Source organism: Nucisporomicrobium flavum, assembly GCF_016464385.1.
In the GTDB taxonomy this organism is placed as follows: domain Bacteria; phylum Actinomycetota; class Actinomycetes; order Mycobacteriales; family Micromonosporaceae; genus Actinoplanes; species Actinoplanes flavus_A.
The window spans coordinates 108,946-128,695 of sequence record NZ_JADMLH010000010.1 but is presented as its reverse complement, the minus strand read 5'-3'; the positions used below and the strand labels follow the sequence as shown (position 1 = coordinate 128,695).

Genomic DNA, 19,750 nt, shown 5'->3' with positions numbered 1-19,750 from the left:
CACATCGGCATTCTGGATTAATAGCCGGCCCGGACTGCTACTCAAAACAGGTAGCACCGTGTCCTGAGGCGGGTATTCAACTTCAATCAGTTAGGATCCGACATGCTAAGTAGTCGATATTTGGTATCGACGAAGAACGTCGACGCAATTCTTAAGAAGATCGTAGACGGAGTCGCCCCCGACAAATTTACGAACGAGCATCTCAAGAGCATTGGTTTCACCAGCAGTTCGGACCGGGGAATTATTCCAGTCCTCAAGGATCTCGGTTTCCTTGGTGGCGACGGGACGCCGCAGCCCCGGTACCACAACTACAGAGATCGATCTCGCTCGGGCGCCGTGCTCGCCGAGGCGCTTCGCGAGGCATATTCGGACATCTTTCATATCCGCGAAGTGCCCACCACTACTGACCGGCCAGCCGTCGAAGGGCTCTTCCGCAGCAAGCTCAACTCATCGGACCGAGTGTCGCAGCAACAGGCCGCGACCTTTTATGCGCTCCTGAAGAACGCGGATCTCCAGGCCCAATCGCCTGCAGGAGCAACAATACCACCTGTCAAGAAAGCGACGCCCGCGGTTGAAGATGCATCCGAGCGCAACGAAGCGTCTAGCAGCCCGGCCGGAAGGCCATCATTGAAGCCGGAGCTCCACTACACCATACAGATTCATTTGCCGGCTACCAAAGACATAGAGGTATTCAACGCGATCTTCCAGTCCCTTCGCAGTAATCTCCTGTCATGACTGACGATCTTCGAAGCTGGCTATTTCGAAGTTTGATGTTCGAGGCGGATTCCGAGTATTTCCGCCAGGCCGGCATTCGAATCGGGGTCGACGAAGGGCGGGCCGAAGAGGCCCTTCTAGCCGAGGCGCTGGCGCCCTTCGCAATCGACATTCGCAACGACGCATTACGCATGGCTCGGCTCTACGCGATTTTGTACTGCTTCGAGAATTCAGTGCGGGACCTAATACGTACGCGTCTCAGCGAAAGAGATCCACAGTGGTGGGATAGCCTTGTTCCTACTAAAGTCAGGAACACGGCCAGTTCCCGGTTCGCCGACGCTGAGAAGAATTCATGGCTCGAAGGTACGAAGAAGGATATGCTCGGCTTTGTGGACTTCGGAGGTCTATGCGACATCATCACAAACAACTGGACGGAGTTCGAAGATCTGGTTCCGTCCCAGCACTGGCTAAAGCAGCGCTTCGACGAATTAGAACGTGCCCGCAACTTCGTCGCACACCATAGGATGCTTGCGCCGGCCGAGTTCGAGAGACTGGAGATTTATGTCGCCGACTGGAACAGGCAAGTTGGCCTATAGCGGAGGAATGTCATCTTTGAGATGGGCCGCAGGCGCCTGCCATGCCGTGCAACTATATATGAGACTTGGTTCCGGCTTTTGGCTAATGCCGGCAGTGGTGACAGGCTGAGGACTTGACGGTGGTGGCGCTTCCGGTGGCGTTGAATTCGCCGTGCCGGGAGCTTAGCTTACCAGTTAGGATCGTCTTCCTCGCCCCGTCCTTGTCTTCGAGGAATTGTTCTAAAGCTTCGCGTATAACCGTGGATTATCCAATCTCAGGATAAGAAGCCAAAGTAGTCCTCCGTGGAATGCAAAAGCTGCGGACCTACGATCTCAAGAAGATACGGGAAGAGTGGAGCATTGGCTCGTGAACTAGAGCTGGTATAGAAGAGCTCGCTCGATATCATTGGCAAATAGCTGGCTATCCACCTGGCGATGCGCTTTCGAGGGGCTGGCGAGGCGACCCAAGCGACCTGTATTTCGGCAAGGAGTCGACGTCGCGAACACGCTTGTCGCGTTGGCGCTCGAGCTCGACGCTGAGCAGGGCGAGACGATCGACGTGCTGCTCTACCTGGTGTATTCGCTGGTGCGGGCTCGCTGTCAACGGGCGAGACACAGCTCTGCAAGTACAGGGAAAACTGCCTTCGACGAATAGCGTCCCTTTTGCGAAATCCCGTCATCAGCATCCCGTACCACGCTGAAGGCCAATCGAGCAGTAAACGGTTCCGTGGACGACACTCCGGATCCTTCGATCGATTCGGCGGGCACCAAGGCTTTCTCCCGTCGCATTACTCGGGCTACCATCCGGTCATGGTGGACGTGATAGCGCTCGATACAAGCGCAAGCCTAGCCGACTGGATCAGTGCAATAGGACAAGCGGCGGGCGCTGTCGGCACTGTCGCGGCGGTGGTGGTAGCGCTCTTTCTCCCCGGATGGCAGCGGGCAAAGATGCGTCCGATAGTGACTCTTGAATTCGATCGAACGTCTGAGGATCTTGCCGTTTACGAGAGCCCTCCTTGGGCTAGCGTCTGGATAAGGCTCCGGGCTACCAACAGGCCAGGTCGAGAGACGGCAAGAAAAGTTCGTGTGATTGCCTCCAAGGTAGAGCCCGAGGAGGGATCCGTGTTGCCTGAGAACACACTTGCCCTTCGGGAGCTCACGTGGTCGGAGGTCAGGGCCGGTGAACTTGATCTTCCGCCTGGGATGCAGCGTCGAATAGACGTCGCTCATGTGGACAAGAAGCGAACGGCAAAGAGGGATGTGGTTACTCCTTGGCCGGAGCTTGGCATGGGTCTGGCTGGGTGGCCTCAGCGTTACGACGGGCGGGATTATCTGGGGGAGGGGGCGTTTTGGATCAAGCTGACTGTCGCAGGCGAGAATTTGGATGCTACTGAATGGGAGATAAGGATTTCCTTCAAGAAGGCCGGGCTGTCCAACAGGTCATCGCTTGCGAGAATCCGAGACGCCATAGAAGTATCTGATCCTGTACTGGTATCCAAAGAGACTTCGCTGCGCCGCCGCCGACGGCTCACGGGCGGCTAGTGTGTCGTGATTTTCGTACACCGCGGTTGCTGCGGAACACCCGACGGAGCACTGTCGGGTCTAGCAACGTTCGAGTTCAAGGCCGCCCGCTCCGTACGCCCACTCACGCCGGGCTTCAAGTGGCTTGCCGCGGCGTGACGCGGTCGCGGATGCTGTCGAGGACCGCCTCCGCTGCCCATGCCGCGGCGTCCGCGATGTCTCGGCTGTCCATGCCGAATTCGCGGCGGTACGTCACCCAGGTCCCGACGGAGTCGAGGTGTGACAGCGCCGCGATGACCGTCCTGCGTTGCACCGGGTCGAGGGATGGCACCTCGGCATCCAGCAACTGTTCGAGGTGCGCCCGGCCAGGCGACGGCGATGCGCCGTTCATGCCACGCATCGCCGTCTCAGCGACGACGTGGGCGAGCTCTGGCCGTGCGTCGTACCGATGCATCGCTTCGCGGATTGCGAGGGGGAGGTCGAAGATCGAGTGCGACTCCTCCCGGGCGAACAGCGTTGCTTCGATCCAGGCTGCGGTCGCCAGGAGCAGGTCGACGCGCGTGGGGTAGTTGCGGAATACCGTGCGCTCGGCGATGCCGGCCCGCCGGGCGATGACTCGGTTTGACACGTCGTCGCTGCCGAGCTCTTCGATCAGTTCGGCGTACGCGCCGAGGATCGCCGTTTGCGTACCACTCAGCGCCGTCACGGCTTGGCCCAGATCGCGTCGGGCAGCCTGGCGAGCACGGCATCCACGGCGCCGTCGAAGGCGTCGCAGATTTCGGCGGCGTCCAGGTCGAAGCCCGTTCTCAGTCGCGCCCAGAACATCGATGACGAGAAGTAGCGCAGGGATGCCGCGACCCGCCTCCGGTCGCGTTGGTTGAGGGTCGGCGCCGCCACGTCGAGCATCGCCTCGATCGCGCGCGTGATGTAGGCCGGCTCGGCGTCGAGCGTCGGGGAGATCGCGGACGCGCGTGCGCCGACGTACGCGTATGCGGGTGACGCGTCGAAGGCGCGGAAGCGTTCGTGCACGGCGGCGCGGAAATCGGACACGGTCACGAACGGTGGCAGCGGGAAGCAGGTCTGCTCGATCCAGTTGGAGAGCGCGGCGAGCAGGTGGGGGCGGGTCGGGTACTGGCGGTAGATCGTGCGCTCCGAGATGCCGACCTCGTCGGCGAGGGCACGGTAGGAGATGTCGTCGAACGTGCGCTCGCGGAGCAGCACCGCGGCGCTCGCGAGAATCGCGGTCGCGGTGTCGACCGGCTCCTCCATCACGTCTTCCTCTTTCGGGCGGCCGCTCCGTGCGGGGGCCTGGTGACGTCCGGCGGGAGCACGTACCGATCGGAGTCGTCGAGGGTGAGCGCCAGCGACGAGACGTACTGGACTTCGCCGTGCGGCCCTCTCTCGGCCGAGGCCAGCATATCCGGCCGTTCGAACGTGTACCCGGTGACATGGCAGCGGAGCCGCTCGCCCGAGGGGTTGCCGTGCTCGTCGAATCGGGGGGAGTCGATGCCGTCGGAGCGGCGGCGCAGGTAGTAGCGCCCCCGCGTGGCGACGGCCGTGACCGGCGTGGCCACGATCGCGACGCCGATGGCGACGAGCACCGAGAACGGCTTGACGGCGGCGCCGAGCAGCCCGGCGAAGGCGAGCAGTGACAGCACCGAGGCGAGCCCCACCGACACGAGCCCGACCGGGTTCCAGTCGTGCAGCATGCCGCGGCGGAACTCGGGGAAGCGCGGCGAGATGCGCAGCACCCACTTGTTGATCGCGATATCGGCGGCGATCGTCACGAGCCACGCCATGACGACGTTCGCGTAGAGGCTCAGCACGAAGGAGATGAGGGTGAAGACGTTCAGCATCATGAGCACGTAGGCGATCACGAGGTTGAACAGGACGAAGACCGTACGGCCCGGGTAGTGCTTCGCCATCCGGGTGAAAACGTTCGACCACGCGAGCGAGCCCGAGTACGCGTTCGTCACGTTGATCTTCACCTGCGCGACCACGATGAGCACCAGGGCGAGAACGATCGCGAGCCAGTCGGGGACGAGGACCTGGTACATCACGACGAATTGCTGGACCGGTTCGGTCGCCTGGTGCCCGAGGGTGGGCTCGACCCGTACGAGGAGGTAGACCGCGAGAAACACGCCGATCACCTGCTTGGTGCCGCTGAAGACCACCCAGCCGGGGCCGGCGAACGCGAACGATGTCCACCACGAGCGGGTGTTCGACGGCGTACGCGGCGGCATGGCGCGGAGGTAGTCGATCTGCTCCGCCAGCTGAGGGGTGAGGGCGAAGCACACGGCCGCGCTCGAGACCACGGCGCCGAGGCTGACCGAGCCGCCGGAGTTGCCGGTGAACGACGTGAAGGCGCGTACCCCCTCGGGGTCGGAGACGACGACCCACAGCAGCGGCAGCAGGGCGAGAGCGAGCCACAGCGGCGTGGTCCAGAATTGCAGGCGTTCCAGCGCGCGCATGCCGTAGATGACGATCGGGATCACGACGACGGTCGAGATGAGATAGCCGAGCCACAGCGGCGTCCCCGTCGCCACTTGCAGCCCCTGCGCCATGATCGCGCCCTCCAGGGCGAAGAAAATGCAGGTGAAGCCCGCGAAGACAACCGTCGTGATGATCGAGCCGTAGTAGCCGAATCCCGCGCCACGGGCGATGAGGTCGAGGTCGAGGTTGTAGCGGGCGGCGTAGTAGGCGACGGGAACGCCGACGATGACGATGATGACCGACGCGAACACGATGCCGAGTACGGCGTTCGTGGTGCCGTGATCGATGCCGATGCTCGCGCCGATCGAGAAGTCGGCGAGGAACGCGATGGACCCGAGGGCGGTTGCTCCGACGGAGGCCGCGCTCCAGCGCCGGAACGTACGCGGGACATAGCGGAAGGCGTAGTCCTCCAGGCTGTCCTCTGCGGCCGCGCGCGCATTGTCCGTCGACACAAGGCATGTTTGCTGTCCGGTGTTACGACGGCATTGCCGGTGTGAGTCATGCCGGCTCAGATCGCCATGGCGGCTCGCACGGTGGAGGTGGCGGCCTTGCCGCCCGCTCCGGTACGGGTGACGAAGCCCGAGGCGAGCACGACGTAGTGGTCGGCGGCCTCCAGGGCGAAGCCGACGTGCTGCTCGACGAGCAGCACGTTGATGCCCTCGTCGGCCAGCTGCATGATGGTCTGCTCGATCTCGGCGACGATCGTGGGCTGGATACCCTCGGTCGGCTCGTCGAGGATGAGCAGCTTCGGCTCGGTGATGAGGGCGCGGGCGATCGCGAGCTGCTGGCGCTGCCCGCCGGAGAGCAGGCCCGCCTTCCGGGCGGCGAACTGCTCCAGCGCGGGGAAGCGGGCCATCTGCGCGTCGATGAGGGCCTTGCCGCCCCGGCGCCCGTCGGCGACGAGTTGCAGATTCTCCAGCGTGGTGAGCTGGCCGAACGACTGCTGACCCTGCGGCACGTACGCCATGCCGCGAGCGACGCGCCGGCTGGGGGCGAGCGACGTGACGTCCTCGCCGTCGAACAGCACGCGGCCCTTCGACGGCTTGATGAGGCCGATCGCGAGACGCAGCAGGGTCGTTTTGCCGGCGCCGTTGTGGCCGAGCACGGCGACGACCTTGCCGGCCGGAACGGTCACGCGGTGCAGGACTTGCGTACGCCCGTAGCCGGCCTCGATGTCGGTGAGCTCCAGCACGTCAGACCTCCGTCCGGTTCGGTGTCCCGACTGCGATGGCGTCCGCGGTGCCGAGATAGACCTCCTGCACCTGGGGGTCGGCCTGGACCTCGGCCACCGTGCCCTGGGAGAGCACCTTGCCCTGGTGCAGCACCGTCACGCGGGTGGCGAAGCGGCGCATGAAATCCATGTCGTGCTCGACCACGAGCACGATCCGCTTCGCCGCGATGCGCTGCACAAGGTCGCCGGTCGCCGCCCGCTCGTCATGGCTCATCCCGGCGACGGGCTCGTCGAGCAACAGCACTTTCGCGTCCTGTACGAGCAGCATCGCGATCTCCAGCCACTGTTTCTGACCGTGCGACAGGATGCCGGCCGGCGTGGCGAGCTCGCCGGTCAGTCCGGTCTCCTCCAGCGCCTGCTCGATCGACGCGTCGGTGCCACGCCGGGCCCGCAGCAGCGAGGCCGGGGTGCGGTGACGTCCGGCGGCGATGTCGAGGTTCTGGAGCACGGTGAGCTCCTCGAAGACGCTCGCGGTCTGGAACGTACGGCCGACGCCGAGGCGTACGATCCTGTGCACCTGTTGTCCCAGCAGCTCTTTCTCGCCGAGCCTCGCCGACCCGGTGGCCCTGACCAGCCCCGTGATGGCGTCGATGCAGGTCGTCTTGCCGGCGCCGTTCGGGCCGATGAGGAACCGGACCTCGCCGGGATGCGCGTCGAAGGAGACGCCGCTGACTGCGACGAAGCCGGAGAACTCGACGCGGAGGTTCGTGACGACGAGCGAAGCGTCGGTCATGACCTCACCCCTTCGAGCTCCGCGGTGGCGATCGCCGGGGCGGGCTGTTGCGCGGCGCTCCGGCGTGTTCGGGCGAACCTGGCCGGCAGCGACGACAGCCCGTTCGGCAGGAAGAGGATGACGACGATGAACAGCAGGCCGAGGATGTAGGTCCAGCTCTCGGGCCAGGTCGAGCCGAGGCTCGACTGTCCCCACCCGACCGCCATCGCGCCGAGCGCGGGGCCGAAGAGCGAGGCGCGGCCGCCGAAGGCGACCCCCGCGATCATGAGGATCGAGGCGGCGGCGCCGATCTCGGCCGGGGTGATGATGCCGACGATGGGTACGAACATCGCCCCGCCGATGCTCGCCATCAGCGCGGAGAAGACGAAGGCGACGAGCTTGACGTTGGCCGGGTCGTAGCCGAGGAAACGTACGCGCTCCTCGGCGTCGCGGGTGGCGACGAGGAGCTCACCGAAGCGGCTGCGGTAGAGCTGCCACACCGCGAGCAGGCACATGACGAGCAGCGCGGCCGCGATGAGGTACACCATGACCTTGTTCGCCGGGTCGTTGAGCACGAAGCCGAAGAAGTACTTGAAGTCGCTGAGCCCGGTGTCGCCGCCGGTCTCGCGGATCGTGGAGCTGATCAGGGTGGCCAGCGCGACGGCGAGCGCCTGCGACAGGATCGCGAAGTACGCGCCCTTCACGCCGCGCTTGAACAGCGCGTAGCCGAGGACGCCGGCCAGGACCACCGGGAGCAGCACGATCGCCAGCAGGGTGAACGCCGTGCTGCGAAACGGCTCCCAGAACGCCGGGAGCGGCGCGAGCGGGTCGTAGAGCACCATGAAACCCGGGACGCGGTCGCCGGCGGTCTCCAGCGTGAGGTGCATGGCCATCGAGTACGCGCCGAGGGCGAAGAACACCCCCTGCCCCATCACGAGCATCCCGCCCCGGCCCCACGCGAGGCCGATGCCGACGGCGGCGATGGCCCAGCAGCAGTACTTGCCGAGATTGTTGAGCCAGTGATCGGTGAGCACGAGGGGAGCGACCGCGAGGAGCAGGACGGCGAACACCCCGATGCCGCTGAGGGAAAGCCATGGCTTCGGCTTGGTCATGCCAGACTCCTGGTTCGCACCGTGAACAGGCCCTGCGGGCGCAGCTGCAGGAAGACGATCACGAGGATGAAGGCGAGCACCTGCGCCAGGCTGCCGGTCGTCCAGTAGGCGAAGCACGACAGGGCGACGCCCACCGCCCACGCGGCGATGATGGTGCCCTTGAGCTGGCCGATGCCGCCGGCGGCGACGACGAGGAAGGCCGCGATGATGTACTGCGTGCCCATCTGGGAGTTCGTGCCGCCGATGAGGGACGCGGCCACGCCGGCGACCCCGGCCAGACCCGACCCGACGAAGAAGGTGATGCGGTCGACGGTGCGGGTGGAGATCCCCGAGGTCTCGGCGAGGTCCCGGTTGTGCACGGTCGCCCGGATGCGGCGGCCGAACGAGGTGTACTTGAGCCAGGCCGCCAGCGTGGCGACGCAGAAGGCCGCGAGCAGGATGGTGAACAGCTGCCGCAGCGGCCAGTTGTAGCCGAAGCTGTTCAGCTGCCCGTCGAGCCAGTGCGGCTTCTCCACCGGGACGCCCTGGGACGGGAAGATCTGCAGTGCCGCCTGCTGCAGGATCAGGCTGACACCGACGGTGCACAGCAGGGTGTCGAGGGGCCTGCGGTACATCCACCGGATGATGGCGACCTCCAGCAGGAGGCCGAAGAGGCCGGCGACGACGAACGCGACCGGCAGCGCGACCGGGATCGACACGTCGCTGGAGTCGATGACCCGCTGGACGAGGTAGGCGGTGAAGGCGCCGATCATGAGGAACTCGCCGTGGGCCATGTTGATCACGCCCATCTGGCCGAAGGTGAGCGAGAGGCCCAGCGCGGCGAGCAGGAGCAGGGCACCTTGCGCGCTGCCGTTCAGCAGCTGCGGGATCAGTACGTCCACGTGCTTTCGCTCTCTGTCAGAGGGGGCTGCACGTCACAGGCGACGTGCAGCCCCGCGTCCGTATGGGGGGCGATCAGCCTGCTGCGCCGACGAGCTGCTTGCGGATGTCCGCCGGGAACCAGTCGTAGCCCTCGAGGTACGGGTCGGGCTTGATGAAGGCGTCGGACGCCCAGACGATGTCGAACTGGTTGTCGGCGTTGATCCGGCCGATGTGGCCCGGCTTGGAGATGTGGTGGTTCTTGCCGTCGAGCGTGACCTTGCCCTCCGGCGCGTCGAACGTGATGGTGTTCTTCTTCGCCGCGGCATTCACCGCGTCGACGTCGAAGGAGCCGGCCGCCTCCACGAGCGACTTGTACAGGTACAGCGAGATGTACGCGGCCTCCATCGGGTCGGAGGTGACGCCGCTGCTGTTCGGGTACGCCTTCCAGCTCTGGATGAACTTCGAGTTGGTGGGCGTCTTGAGTGACTGGAAGTAGTTCCAGGACGCGTAGTTGCCGGTGACCTCGTGACCCATCGCCGGCGCCTCCTCCTCGGCGATCGACACCGAGATGATCGGCGTCTTCGCGGGAGTGAGGCCGGCGTCGTAGTACGCCTTGATGAAGCCGACGTTCGACGAGCCGTTGATGGTGTTGAAGACGAAATCGGGCTTGGCCGCCACGATCTTCGCCACCTGGCTGGTCCAGTCGTCCTTGTCGAGGGGTACGTACTCCTCACCGACGATCTGGATGCCGAGCTTGGCCGCGTACAGCTTGATGATCGCGTTGGCGGTACGAGGGAAGACGTAGTCGCTGCCGGCGAGGAACAGCTTCTTCACCCCCTTGGAGGCGAGGAAGTCCATCGCCGGGATGATCTGCTGGTTGGTGGTCGCACCGGTGTAGTAGATGTTCGGCGACGACTCGAGGCCCTCGTACTGCACCGGGTAGAAGAAGAGCCCGTTGAGCTTCTCGACGACCGGCTTCACGGCCTTACGTGAGGACGAGGTCCAGCCGCCGAAGATCGCGGCGACGCAGTCCTGGGTGAGCAGCTTCTCGGTCTTCTCCGCGAAGGTGGGCCAGTCGGTGGCGCCGTCCTCCTGGACGTACTCGATCTTCTTGCCGAGGATGCCGCCGCCGGCGTTGATCTCGTCGGCGGCCATGTGCAGCACATTCGAGACGGTCTTCTCGGAGATCGCCATGCCGCCGGTGAGCGAGTTGAGGAAGCCGAGCTTGACGGTGGAGCCGGAGGTGTCGACGCAGCTGGCCGCCGCGGTCGGCCCGCCGCCGGACGTGTCGTCGCCGGCGCGGGCGCCGCAACCGGCGAGCGCGAGCGTAATGGTCGTCGCGATGGCGCCCGTGGCCACAAGCGCGCGGCGCCGCTTGCTGGTAGTGGACATAGGTGAGAACTCCGTTCCCGGGAAGGGGGGCGTGACGCCGGCCGTCCCGGGCCCTGGGCTCCGTGCCGTTGGCGACATGCAGGTGATGGCTGCTGCAGCTGAAAGCAGACTGACCGCCAGTCATTACTTTGACATTTCTTGAGTGTTCCAACTCTGTAGCCTTGGGTTGGGTCGGTGGCCAATATTCCTGGCCCGATGCGGGTTTGCGCGGCAAGCGGATGTCAAAGTTCTGCCACTGCCTGAAGCGCATGGCACACTTTTGACATTGGCTTGACGCTCGTCGCGGACGAAGCTCGGCCGGGCCCAGCGCTGTACCCGGGCCTCGCCTGCTGCCGACCGGCCGGCCATCTCGGCCGCCTGATCTAGGATCGGCGGCCATGCGCCTGCGTGCCTTTGTCATCCTCGTCCTCGCGCCCCTGCTGCTGATCGCGGCCGGCGTCGGAGTCTGGTACGTCGTGACGCAGAAGGAAGGTCGCTACGACATGGCCCCGCGCGCGTGCCAGAAGATCGAGCCGGTGGTCGACGAGCTGGGCGTGCCGTACGACCTGCGGCCGGCCGGTAAGCCGGCGATCTGCGACCTCCGGCTGCCGAAGGACCACCCGCAGTACACCGACGCGCCGAAGATCACCGTGAGCTTCACTGAACCCGTACGCGACATCGCCGGGGCGAAGCAGACGATGAGCGACCTCCGTTCGCAGCCGGGCGTGACCCCGTTGGCCGGCGTCGGCGACGACGCGTACGTCCGGGACCGTGACTTCTATGTTCGCGTCAGCAACCTGGTGGTCACCATCACGGTCCACCCCGACCAGATCAGCACCCCGGAGCAGGTCAAAGCCTTCATCGTCGCCGTGGCCGACCGTCTCTAGCCGGCACATGGTCCAAGCCTGCTGATGCGGTGCCGTCGCCCGATCTTCTGGCCGGTCTGACGGGAAGCGGCTCACTCCGATGGCTGGACATGGAGGCGGTGGAAACGACAGTGGTAGCGGTGATTCGACGCTGATCAACGTTCGGCGCGCGATCATTGATTGGCACCTTTCCTTGCGATCTTCACCCTATTCAGGTCGGATTCTGAGGTCGCTATGTGGGCAGCCGCCTTTGAGTCCTCGGTGGCACGGGTGGCAGGAATCGGGCGGATCGCGATGCGCCGTTCTGATTCACTGGTCCGCGTTCGGCGGGACGGGGTCTGCTAGCGTCCTCAAAGAACGGAGGTGCTCTATGGCCGACGGATTCAGTGTCGATCTTCCGGCGCTTGAGAGCGCGTCGGCAGGCATCAATATGACGCTCGAAGAGCTGAGCGTCGCCCGGATCGACAGGCTTGACGGCGAGCGTGACGCCTACGGCGATGACGATCTGGCCGATGCGGTCGTGGACTTCTGCGACCGCTGGGAGATCGGAGTGGAACACCTCGCCGTCGACGGTCAGGAGGTCGCTGACCGGCTCAACCAGTGCGTCAAGGCGTACCGGCAGGTCGACGCCGCTGCCCGTGATCGACTACACGGCGTCGTGCAGCGCAGCAGCGGGCCCGACCCGGCCGCCGACTAAGAAGCCCACCGCGTGGCCGAGCTGGGTGAGACCGAGGACCCGAAGGCGCTGGTCCCGGGCAATGCGGTGGCGGTCGGTGCCACTGCGCGATCGTTGCGTGCCCCCGATGCTTTCCGTGCCAAATTCCAGGGACAACCCGACAAGTGGCTGGAGGCGGGCAGTTGCTTCCAAGGTGCGGCCGGCGTCCTGGAGAACTACGTCTACACGCTTACCTGGGCTCAGGGCGAGGCAGGCGCTGCCATCAAGGACTGGATTGCGGCGAACGCCGCGACCAAGCAGGCGCAAGACGCGTACGCGAAATACGAGCAGTCCGGAGGCACTGACCCCTTCGTCGACCCGGGTGAGCCGGCTCGTGCCGCGGCGCGGCAGCGGCTGGAACGTGCCCGTACCCAGCTGAAGAGCGCTGCGCGGGATGCCGCCGGCAAGTTCAAGGCATTCCGTGACAAGGCACCGGAGAAGCCGGGCTTCTGGAGCAAGACAGGCGACTTCTTCTCCGAGGTGGGTGCAGGTCTGCAGAATGCGGGCGGCCATGTGATCAACGGCTTGGCCTCGCTAGGTAATGCGGCCGTACACCACCCGGGCGATGTGCTGGCCGCGACGGCAGGCGCCGGGTTGATGCTCCTCGGCGCCACAGGTGACGCAGGCGGCCTGGTGCTGGATGCCACTGGTGTGGGTGCGGTGGTCGGTGTCCCGGTCAACGTCGTGTCGACCGCGGCCATCCTGACCGGCGGTGCGATGGTCGCCGGCGGCATGGGTGACCTGGTGATGCATGCGACCAGCGACGATCAGACCTCGCCCGCCCGCACCGACCACACCGGCAGCACCGCGGCCCGCGATGTGCACGGCGTCGACCGCACCGGTATGCGCAACGTCGACGAGCAGCATGTCTGGGACAACGGCGACATGTACATCCAGGAGGACGGCTGCATCGTCAAGGTTCTGGATAACGGCAACGGCACCTACGATGTCGTGGTCCGTGACATGAGCAATCCCAGCGGGAAACCGGTGACCTCGATCAAGGACGCCACCGAGAAGTACGTCAACAATAAGATCGACAGCGGCAAGTGGGAGTGATGAGCTCAGAGCAGCGGGAGTGGACCGGCCCAGTGACAACGCGGATGAGGTGCTGCATTTGCGGTGACGACACCGAAGGTGCGGACGACTACATCGTCTTGGCGCTTTCCGCAGCTGCGAGCACCGCCATTCAGTACCTGGGGGCGCACGCGGCTCACTTCGACGGCGCGATGGCACCCGGCTTTCGTCTGGATGGCCGCGTATGAGCGGCGAGGATGCCGAGTGGACCGGCCCGGTGCCGCAGCGGATTCGATGTTGTATCTGCGGGGACGACACGGCTGGTGCGGACGACTACGTGGTGATCGGCGTGATCACTGAGGAGAGCAGCGGCGAGATCCAGTACCTGGGTGCGCACGCCGCGCATCTCGAGGGAGTGATGGCGCGCGGATTCACCGTCGAAGTCACGCTGATGTAGGCCGGCGCTATGCGGTGGAGAGGCCGTCGAGGAGGACATCGATCGCGCGGGTGAGCATGGGTGCTGGGACCGGTGTGGCCGCCGTTGTCTGGGCCAGACCTCGGATCAGCAGGTAGACCTCGTCGACGCCGACGTCGGGTCGTACGGCGCCGGTGGCTTGGGCGCGTCGGAGGGCGGTGCCGACTGCGGTCTTCAGTTCGCCTGCCGCTGCGACGACGGGTGGTGGGGCGTCGTCCAGCATGGATGACAGGGTGAGTTTGCTGGCGCCGCGTTCGATCATCTCGCGGATCAGCGCTCGGAACGCCTCTGTCGGGTCGGGCGCGGTGGCCGCTGCCCGGGTTTTGTCGAGCAGGCCGGTGAAGTGCCGGACCAGGGCGGCCTCGATGAGTGCTTCCTTGGTCGGGAAGTGGCGGAACACGGTCGCGATGCCGACGCCCGCCAGCCGGGCGACCTCCTCGGTGGAGCCGGATTCGCCCTTCGCGCCGAAGACCTGGTCGGCGGCGATCAGGATGCGCTCGCGATTCTCCCGGGCATCCTGGCGCATGCGGTCACTTTAACCGAAGCCCAGACTTCGCTACGGTAAGCGGAGTCTGGACTTCGGTAGGAGGAGCGCCATGCGTACGCCCGAGGAAACCGTTCGTGCCGTCGCCGTGGGTGTCTGCCGGCTGATACGCGGCGGGCTCAGCGAGGCCGAGGAAGCCGCGCAGATCGAGGAGCTGGCGGCCTGTTATGCCGAGCGCACCGATGTCCGGCATCCGTTCAACCCGGTCGGTGACCGCCCGCTGAGCAGCCGGGCCGCCCTACGGGAGCATTTCGGCGGGGGTGGTCGCCCGGCCGGCGTGGAACGCTACGACGTCGTCGACGCCCACGTTCACCAGACGGCCGACCCCGAGGTCGTCGTCTTCGAGTTCCGGTACGCCGGGGTGGTCGACGGTCATGCCTTCGCCGTCCCGTGCATCTTCGTGGTCCGGGTGCGGGACGGCGAGATCGTCGAGTCCCGCGACTACATCCACCACGTGGCCTCCGCGCGGGCGTTCGGTCGCCTGCCCGCTCTGGTCGCCGCCCTTACCGCGCCTCAGGCTCAGTCGCCGGGGCAGTGAGGCGGAAGATGGGCCAGCCGATCTCCGTGCGCTATCGGGAACTTCAGGAGGCGTAGTGACCGATGTTCCGCCGTACACCGCCACCGTCGTCGTCGACGACGGCACGACGATCGCCTGGCACCGTTGGGAACCGGACGCGGGCGTCGACGCCCATCCCGTTCCTGTCGTGCTGCAGCACGGTTTCGCCGCCGACACGATGGTGGACTGGCTGGTTCCCGGTACGGTCGCCGGGCTCACCGCCGCCGGCCGGTGGGTGGTCGGCATCGACGCGCGGGGGCACGGGCGGTCGGCGAAGTCGCCCGACACCACGCGCTACGGCGAGCGACGGATGGCCGAGGATCTTCTGGCTGTCGTGGCCCGGCTCGACGCGCCCGCAGTGGATCTCGTCGGCTATTCGATGGGCGCTGTCGTCGCCCTGCTCGCCGCGGCCCGTTGTACCGCTGTCCGCCGGCTCGTCGTCGGCGGGGTGGGCGCCGGCATCGTCGAGGTCGGCGGTGTGGACACCCGTACGCTGCCGGGCGACCGGCTGGCCCGGGCACTGCTGAGCGGAGAAGCCGAGGACGCCGACGTCGCGGGCATGGTCGCGTTCGCCTCGACGCGGGGAAACGATCTGCCGTCGCTGGCCGCGCAGGCCCGCGCCGTGCACCGCGACGGCATCGACCTCGCCGCCATCACCGCCGAGACGCTCGTCATCGCCGGGGACGCCGACCCTCTGGCGGTACGCCCGCAGGTTCTCGCCGATGCCATCACCGGAGCCCGTCTGCGCGTGGTCCGCGGCGGCCACGATGTCATCGGCAGCAACCCGGACTTCCGGTCGGCGATCCTCGAGTTCCTCCGCGGGTGAAACGGCGCCGCGGCGGTCATGCGTGGGCGGCGGAGTCCGAGCTGCGGGACTGCGGCTCCGTGCCCACCCGTCGGGCCATCGGCCACCAGATCACATGCTGCAGCAATCCCAGGACCAGCGTGAACGGCAGCAGCGTCCACATCCCCGCACTCTCGGCGATCGCGCCCGCAAGCCAGGGGAGCGCCGACCCTCCGACAACCGATCCGGCGTTCATGATGCCGATCGCGCTGGGCACCAGACGCGTGGTGGTCATCCGAGGCGCCAGGGCCATCGCCGTAGGGAAGATCGGCCCGAGGAAGAAACCGAGCAGCATCAATCCCGCCGTGGCCGCGGCTTTACCGGGCAGGATCCAGGTCAACGCGGTGACGACCGTGACGCCGGCGAGGCAGATGTGCATCAAGCCGACCGCGGTGAGCCCGAGCCGCGTGACGATCGGGCTCAGCAGAAACCGGCCCGCAGTCAATCCGAACCAGTAGCCGCTGACCGCGTACCCGGCGAAGATCTCGGTCTGGTGCCGCTCCTCGACGAGATAGCCGAACGACCAGTTCCCCATCCCCAGCTCGAGCCCCACGTAGACAGCCAGGAGCGCGGCGCCGAGCAGGACCGCCGGCTGACGAAGCGCGACGCGGGCAAGGCCGCCCGATGACGGCTTCACCATGGCCGGGCCTGATCCGGTGCGTGGATAGACGATCAGAAAACCGGCCGTGAGCGGGATGGCCACCGCACCCAGCACCAGCATGACCGCCGGCCAGGAGGCGTCGGCGATGATGCGGGTGGCGACCGGCGGTCCGAGCAGCGCCCCGATCCCGAAAAAACCATGCAGCCGGTTCAGCAGGGTGGTCGCGTTGGGCAGGTCCGACAGGTACGCGTTGAGCACCGACTCGAGGATCCCCACCGCGTAGCCGGAGGCGATCTGGAGCACCACGAACGCTATGAACGCCGGACGGGTGCCCGCGTACAGGGCGGTGAGCACGTACACGATGCCGCCGGTGGCCGCCGCGAGCCGGATGCCGAACCGGTGGACCAGCGCACCGGCGTTGAGACTGGCCAGGACGAACCCGGCCGAGCCGGCGAAGAACGTGAGGCCGAGCGTCGTACGCGAGACCGCGTAGTCGTCCATCTGCGCGGCCAGCAGCGCGCCGTTGACGCCGGCGTTCACGCCGACGAGCACGAAGGCCGCGTACGTCAAGGCGATCGGCGCCCGTCCCATCAAAGCCCCCGTCCTAGCTGCGCCGCGCAACGATTCGATCGACGAAAGTCGACCCGCACCCGGCAACATCATCGAATGGAGATCGCCGAGGCGTCAACGACGCTCTTCTGCGGCAGGGATGGTCAGCGCTGTTGGGGACGGCTCTCGCCGGTGGTGATGGAGCGGCTCGAATCGACAGCGGTGGCTGCTACGTTCGGTGGCTGTGGGACGCGCCGCTGAACGGATCGCACGGTGACTGGTCGGCCGCGTGCGCCCCGCGGGAGTGGGAGCGACGACAGTGGAGGGCTGCCCGGGCGGCATCGTCCGGCTTCACGGTCCAGTGCACGCAACGTCGCTGAGGCTCAGGCCGCCCTTGGTGATCTGGCGCGGGCGGGGCGGCCGGGATCGGACGCCGGGCCCGCACGCGCAGGCAGTGAGGCCGCTCAGGCCGCGCCGCATCCGGAGGACGCTGAGTTGGCCCGGATCATGGCGCTGTACGAGCGGCTCGGCGCCGAGCCGCCCGAGTTCAATGTCGCCAGGAACGATGTCGCGTACGGGGCCGAGGGTGCGCACACCATCGACCGGCACGGGCCCGAGATCCCGTTGCGGAGAGATCCGGCCATGAAGACTGTCGAGGGACGGATCTACGGCGACGTGGGATGGGCTCGGCCCGAGAACTGGTCACTGCGGTGGACGGACCACACCACCATGAATCGGGAGATCAACAATTACGTGCGGGAGAACTGGGAGGAGATCCGTACCAATCTCGCCGTCGAGGGCGTGCACAACGGTGCTTTCAATGCCGGACACCGCGTGGGGGAGGGCTTCTACAACTCGGGCATGTACGGCGTCGGACCGCGGGAGTCTCAGTACACCGCTGCGAGCGTCGTCCGAGTCTCGATAGACATCGTTCCCGGATCGGACCCGCCGCAGCCATTCATCGTGACCGCCTTCCCGGCCGGCATTGTGCCTTTCGGACTACTGTGATGCTCATGGCTGTGCCTGACCTGCCCGAGTCGATGCGTGTGCACCTCGCCGAACAGCAGGCGCAGCCCCCGCTGGAGACCGTGCGGGAATTCCTTCTCGGCCACGTCGCGGATGCCGAAAGCCTGGACGAAGTCCGTGCCCGGCTCCGGCGGATCGCCCAGCACAGCACTCGCATGCACCGACGCGTACTGGGTGCGTTCGAGTCCGTTCTCGGCACGTCCTGGCCGCCCGAGACCCTGGCTCGCTTGGTCGGTTGGGACGGCAACTGGGTACTCGACGAACCGTCGGACACGGGCGCGGCGCACTTCCTCCGTGACCTCGCCCAGATGCTCCGTGAGGTGATCTCCGAGGCGGAGTGATGCCGTTGGGCCGTGTCATGGGTGTCGATGGCGGCGGGATACCGTCGCGTGTCGCCGTCGTGTCGGAGGAGGGTCCATCACCATGATGACCACCGCCGGGGTGGCTGCTGGGGGGCGTACCCGGTCGTGGCGGGCCGCCAAGCTGGTCACCGACGTGTTGTCGCCGGGGGCGCTGCTGAGCGTGCTGCTCCTGGTCGTTCCTGTGCACGCCGCCGGGGTCCGGCCGGGCCTCGGGTGGGGCCTGGTGGCCGTCGTGTTCGTCAGCGTGATTCCTCTCGGCTACATCTTCGTCCGCGTGCGGCGGCGGACTCTCACCGACATGCACGTCGGTGTTCGGGAGCACCGGCTGCTGCCGTTCGTCGTCGGCGTGGTCAGCGTCGTGGCCGGGCTGGTCGTGCTGCTGGCCGGCGGGGCGCCGAGTGATCTCGTGGCGGTCGTCGCCGTGGTTCTGGTGGATGCCGCCGTACTCATTGTGGTCAGCAGCTTCTGGAAGATCTCGGTCCATGCGATGGTGGCCATGATGACGACCGGCATCCTGGCCGTCGTCCACGGTCCCGTGCTGTGGGCGTTGCTGCCGCTGGTCGCGCTGGTCGCCTGGTCCCGGGTACGCCTCACCGACCACTCGGTCGCCCAGGTCGTCGCCGGTGCCGTGGTGGGGCTGGCGATGGTGGCGGTGTTCCTCCCGTTCCGGTGACGGGCCGCCTGAGGGGTACGGCCGTTGCTGGGTGCGACGAGTCCCGCACTCGCCGCAAGTTTCGGCGCGGCTACGCTTCTTCCCATGCCGGCCCGTGCAGATCATGAGCACGGCTCGGCAGTGCGAAGGGATCCTCACCATGCCCCGTGTGGTACCGGCGGTCAGCCGTGCGCTCGACATTCTCGACCTGTTCCTCGAGCGGCCGCAGCTGTCGGCACGCGAGGTGATGGAGCGGCTCGATCTGCCCCGGACCACCGTCCATGAGCTGCTCGTCACGCTCGTGGAGCGGGCGTACCTGATCTCCGTGCCCGGCCAGCCGGTCCAGTACCGGCTCGGCATGCCGCTGTTCCAGCTCGGCGCGGCGTTCGCCGGGCGGCTGGATCTGGTGCGCGAGGCGCAGGGCGTCACGCGGGACCTGGCCGCCGCGTGCAACGAGGCCGTCCACGTCGCCGTGCTCGACGGCGCCGACGTCATCTACCTCGTCAAGGTCGACAGCACCCACCCCGTCCGGATGGTCTCGGCCGTCGGGCGGCGGCTGCCGGCGAACTGTACGGCGGTGGGCAAGGTGCTGCTGTCGGGTCTCGATCCGGCGGAGCTGGACGCCGTGCTGGCGAAGGGCGATCTGCCGGGGATGACGGCGGAGAGCATCACCGACCCCGACGTGCTGCGGGAGCATCTGGACCGCGTACGGGCCGACGGGCTGGCGGTCGACTGCGGCGAGTCCGACGGCGCCATGCGGTGTGTCGGTGCGGCGGTTCGGGACCATTCGGGCGCGATCATCGCCGCGATGAGCGTGTCGGCGCCGATCATCCGGTGGACGCCGCAGGCGCACGTGGAGTGGGCCGAGCTGGTTCGCGACGGCGCCGCCACGCTGTCCGCCCGCATGGGTTACTTGGGCCGCCTTCGTTAGGCGGCTTGCCGCTTCGGGCCAGAAA

Annotated in this window: 23 protein-coding genes; 13 read left to right on the top strand and 10 right to left on the bottom strand. The window is 66.6% G+C overall.

Going from position 1 to position 19,750, the window contains the following annotated elements; translation table 11 throughout:
- The first annotated feature begins 102 nt into the window (after nt 1-102).
- The 3 genes from IT780_RS23925 (at nt 103) to IT780_RS23915 (ending at nt 2,831) form a co-directional block, all read left to right on the top strand.
- Nucleotides 103-735: a DUF5343 domain-containing protein gene (locus IT780_RS23925; protein ID WP_199513890.1), complete on the top strand. Its 633-nt coding sequence runs from the start codon at nt 103-105 to the stop codon at nt 733-735.
- A complete protein-coding gene (locus tag IT780_RS23920) occupies nt 732-1,310 on the top strand; it encodes a Swt1 family HEPN domain-containing protein (RefSeq protein ID WP_199513889.1) in 579 nt (192 codons plus the stop codon). The genes IT780_RS23925 and IT780_RS23920 overlap by 4 nt, the downstream gene beginning before the upstream one ends.
- A 789-nt stretch (nt 1,311-2,099) precedes the next feature.
- On the top strand, nt 2,100-2,831 hold the full coding sequence (locus IT780_RS23915; protein WP_199513888.1) for a hypothetical protein: 732 nt from the start codon (nt 2,100-2,102) through the stop codon (nt 2,829-2,831).
- A 115-nt stretch (nt 2,832-2,946) separates the two neighbouring features.
- Here IT780_RS23915 and IT780_RS23910 read toward each other — a convergent pair whose 3' ends face one another.
- The 8 genes from IT780_RS23910 to urtA form a co-directional block, all read right to left on the bottom strand.
- Nucleotides 2,947-3,516: a TetR/AcrR family transcriptional regulator gene (locus tag IT780_RS23910; protein ID WP_199513887.1), complete on the bottom strand. Its 570-nt coding sequence runs from the start codon at nt 3,514-3,516 to the stop codon at nt 2,947-2,949.
- The gene (locus IT780_RS23905; RefSeq protein WP_233413437.1) at nt 3,513-4,079 is read right to left on the bottom strand and encodes a TetR/AcrR family transcriptional regulator; all 567 of its coding nucleotides are present in this window, start codon (nt 4,077-4,079) and stop codon (nt 3,513-3,515) included. Before IT780_RS23905 ends, IT780_RS23910 begins: the two co-directional genes overlap by 4 nt.
- Entirely contained in the window at nt 4,079-5,755 is a 1,677-nt protein-coding gene (locus tag IT780_RS23900) for a purine-cytosine permease family protein (protein ID WP_199513885.1), read from the bottom strand. Before IT780_RS23900 ends, IT780_RS23905 begins: the two co-directional genes overlap by 1 nt.
- A 56-nt stretch (nt 5,756-5,811) precedes the next feature.
- Nucleotides 5,812-6,495 carry an ATP-binding cassette domain-containing protein gene (locus IT780_RS23895; protein WP_199513884.1) on the bottom strand — a complete coding sequence of 228 codons (684 nt, stop codon included), beginning with the start codon at nt 6,493-6,495 and terminating at the stop codon, nt 5,812-5,814.
- A gap of 1 nt (nt 6,496) precedes the next feature.
- Entirely contained in the window at nt 6,497-7,267 is a 771-nt protein-coding gene (urtD, locus tag IT780_RS23890; RefSeq protein WP_199513883.1) for an urea ABC transporter ATP-binding protein UrtD, read from the bottom strand.
- Nucleotides 7,264-8,358 (bottom strand): urea ABC transporter permease subunit UrtC, encoded by a 1,095-nt coding sequence (gene urtC, locus IT780_RS23885; protein WP_199513882.1) that lies wholly within the window; start codon nt 8,356-8,358, stop codon nt 7,264-7,266. Before urtC ends, urtD begins: the two co-directional genes overlap by 4 nt.
- Nucleotides 8,355-9,239: an urea ABC transporter permease subunit UrtB gene (gene urtB, locus IT780_RS23880; protein ID WP_199513881.1), complete on the bottom strand. Its 885-nt coding sequence runs from the start codon at nt 9,237-9,239 to the stop codon at nt 8,355-8,357. The genes urtC and urtB overlap by 4 nt, the downstream gene beginning before the upstream one ends.
- Before the next feature lie 73 nt (nt 9,240-9,312).
- Nucleotides 9,313-10,611 carry an urea ABC transporter substrate-binding protein gene (gene urtA, locus IT780_RS23875; protein ID WP_199513880.1) on the bottom strand — a complete coding sequence of 433 codons (1,299 nt, stop codon included), beginning with the start codon at nt 10,609-10,611 and terminating at the stop codon, nt 9,313-9,315.
- A 377-nt stretch (nt 10,612-10,988) separates the two neighbouring features.
- On the opposite strand from urtA, the gene IT780_RS23870 reads away from it, so the two are divergent.
- From IT780_RS23870 to IT780_RS23855, 4 genes are all read left to right on the top strand, one after another.
- Entirely contained in the window at nt 10,989-11,477 is a 489-nt protein-coding gene (locus tag IT780_RS23870) for a hypothetical protein (protein WP_199513879.1), read from the top strand.
- Nucleotides 11,478-11,826: 349 nt separating this feature from the next.
- On the top strand, nt 11,827-12,153 hold the full coding sequence (locus tag IT780_RS23865; RefSeq protein WP_199513878.1) for a hypothetical protein: 327 nt from the start codon (nt 11,827-11,829) through the stop codon (nt 12,151-12,153).
- A gap of 12 nt (nt 12,154-12,165) precedes the next feature.
- The gene (locus tag IT780_RS23860; RefSeq protein WP_199513877.1) at nt 12,166-13,227 is read left to right on the top strand and encodes a putative T7SS-secreted protein; all 1,062 of its coding nucleotides are present in this window, start codon (nt 12,166-12,168) and stop codon (nt 13,225-13,227) included.
- A gap of 202 nt (nt 13,228-13,429) precedes the next feature.
- The gene (locus tag IT780_RS23855; protein WP_199513876.1) at nt 13,430-13,642 is read left to right on the top strand and encodes a hypothetical protein; all 213 of its coding nucleotides are present in this window, start codon (nt 13,430-13,432) and stop codon (nt 13,640-13,642) included.
- 7 nt (nt 13,643-13,649) lie between these two features.
- On the opposite strand, the gene IT780_RS23850 is transcribed toward IT780_RS23855, so the two are convergent.
- Nucleotides 13,650-14,186 (bottom strand): TetR/AcrR family transcriptional regulator, encoded by a 537-nt coding sequence (locus tag IT780_RS23850; RefSeq protein ID WP_199513875.1) that lies wholly within the window; start codon nt 14,184-14,186, stop codon nt 13,650-13,652.
- A 70-nt stretch (nt 14,187-14,256) separates the two neighbouring features.
- Here IT780_RS23850 and IT780_RS23845 point away from each other — a divergent pair, with 70 nt between their 5' ends.
- Together IT780_RS23845 and IT780_RS23840 are read left to right on the top strand one after the other, a co-directional pair.
- Nucleotides 14,257-14,742 carry a nuclear transport factor 2 family protein gene (locus IT780_RS23845; protein ID WP_199513874.1) on the top strand — a complete coding sequence of 162 codons (486 nt, stop codon included), beginning with the start codon at nt 14,257-14,259 and terminating at the stop codon, nt 14,740-14,742.
- A gap of 55 nt (nt 14,743-14,797) precedes the next feature.
- Nucleotides 14,798-15,586 (top strand): alpha/beta fold hydrolase, encoded by a 789-nt coding sequence (locus IT780_RS23840; RefSeq protein ID WP_199513873.1) that lies wholly within the window; start codon nt 14,798-14,800, stop codon nt 15,584-15,586.
- Between the two features lie 16 nt (nt 15,587-15,602).
- Here the strand turns inward: IT780_RS23840 and IT780_RS23835 are convergent, their stop codons facing one another.
- Nucleotides 15,603-16,796 (bottom strand): MFS transporter, encoded by a 1,194-nt coding sequence (locus tag IT780_RS23835; protein WP_199513872.1) that lies wholly within the window; start codon nt 16,794-16,796, stop codon nt 15,603-15,605.
- Between the two features lie 465 nt (nt 16,797-17,261).
- Between IT780_RS23835 and IT780_RS23830 the strand changes: the two genes are divergently transcribed.
- From IT780_RS23830 to IT780_RS23815, 4 genes are all read left to right on the top strand, one after another.
- A complete protein-coding gene (locus tag IT780_RS23830; protein ID WP_199513871.1) occupies nt 17,262-17,762 on the top strand; it encodes a hypothetical protein in 501 nt (166 codons plus the stop codon).
- Nucleotides 17,763-17,767: 5 nt separating this feature from the next.
- Nucleotides 17,768-18,121 carry a hypothetical protein gene (locus IT780_RS23825; protein ID WP_233413399.1) on the top strand — a complete coding sequence of 118 codons (354 nt, stop codon included), beginning with the start codon at nt 17,768-17,770 and terminating at the stop codon, nt 18,119-18,121.
- 82 nt (nt 18,122-18,203) lie between these two features.
- A complete protein-coding gene (locus tag IT780_RS23820; RefSeq protein ID WP_199513870.1) occupies nt 18,204-18,815 on the top strand; it encodes a phosphoesterase PA-phosphatase in 612 nt (203 codons plus the stop codon).
- A 139-nt stretch (nt 18,816-18,954) separates the two neighbouring features.
- Entirely contained in the window at nt 18,955-19,725 is a 771-nt protein-coding gene (locus IT780_RS23815) for an IclR family transcriptional regulator (RefSeq protein ID WP_199513869.1), read from the top strand.
- Nucleotides 19,726-19,750 lie beyond the last annotated feature (25 nt).

Coding starts and splice junctions, on each gene's coding strand:
- IT780_RS23835 (WP_199513872.1), bottom strand. CDS start 16,796: ATGGGACGGGCGCCGATCGCCTTGACGTACGCGGCCTTCGTGCTCGTC.
- urtA (WP_199513880.1), bottom strand. CDS start 10,611: ATGTCCACTACCAGCAAGCGGCGCCGCGCGCTTGTGGCCACGGGCGCC.
- IT780_RS23920 (WP_199513889.1), top strand. CDS start 732: ATGACTGACGATCTTCGAAGCTGGCTATTTCGAAGTTTGATGTTCGAG.
- IT780_RS23925 (WP_199513890.1), top strand. CDS start 103: ATGCTAAGTAGTCGATATTTGGTATCGACGAAGAACGTCGACGCAATT.
- IT780_RS23825 (WP_233413399.1), top strand. CDS start 17,768: ATGGCTGTGCCTGACCTGCCCGAGTCGATGCGTGTGCACCTCGCCGAA.
- IT780_RS23820 (WP_199513870.1), top strand. CDS start 18,204: ATGATGACCACCGCCGGGGTGGCTGCTGGGGGGCGTACCCGGTCGTGG.
- IT780_RS23845 (WP_199513874.1), top strand. CDS start 14,257: ATGCGTACGCCCGAGGAAACCGTTCGTGCCGTCGCCGTGGGTGTCTGC.
- IT780_RS23865 (WP_199513878.1), top strand. CDS start 11,827: ATGGCCGACGGATTCAGTGTCGATCTTCCGGCGCTTGAGAGCGCGTCG.
- IT780_RS23855 (WP_199513876.1), top strand. CDS start 13,430: ATGAGCGGCGAGGATGCCGAGTGGACCGGCCCGGTGCCGCAGCGGATT.
- IT780_RS23870 (WP_199513879.1), top strand. CDS start 10,989: ATGCGCCTGCGTGCCTTTGTCATCCTCGTCCTCGCGCCCCTGCTGCTG.
- IT780_RS23905 (WP_233413437.1), bottom strand. CDS start 4,079: ATGGAGGAGCCGGTCGACACCGCGACCGCGATTCTCGCGAGCGCCGCG.
- IT780_RS23915 (WP_199513888.1), top strand. CDS start 2,100: ATGGTGGACGTGATAGCGCTCGATACAAGCGCAAGCCTAGCCGACTGG.
- urtC (WP_199513882.1), bottom strand. CDS start 8,358: ATGACCAAGCCGAAGCCATGGCTTTCCCTCAGCGGCATCGGGGTGTTC.
- IT780_RS23830 (WP_199513871.1), top strand. CDS start 17,262: ATGGCGCTGTACGAGCGGCTCGGCGCCGAGCCGCCCGAGTTCAATGTC.
- IT780_RS23850 (WP_199513875.1), bottom strand. CDS start 14,186: ATGCGCCAGGATGCCCGGGAGAATCGCGAGCGCATCCTGATCGCCGCC.
- IT780_RS23815 (WP_199513869.1), top strand. CDS start 18,955: ATGCCCCGTGTGGTACCGGCGGTCAGCCGTGCGCTCGACATTCTCGAC.
- urtD (WP_199513883.1), bottom strand. CDS start 7,267: ATGACCGACGCTTCGCTCGTCGTCACGAACCTCCGCGTCGAGTTCTCC.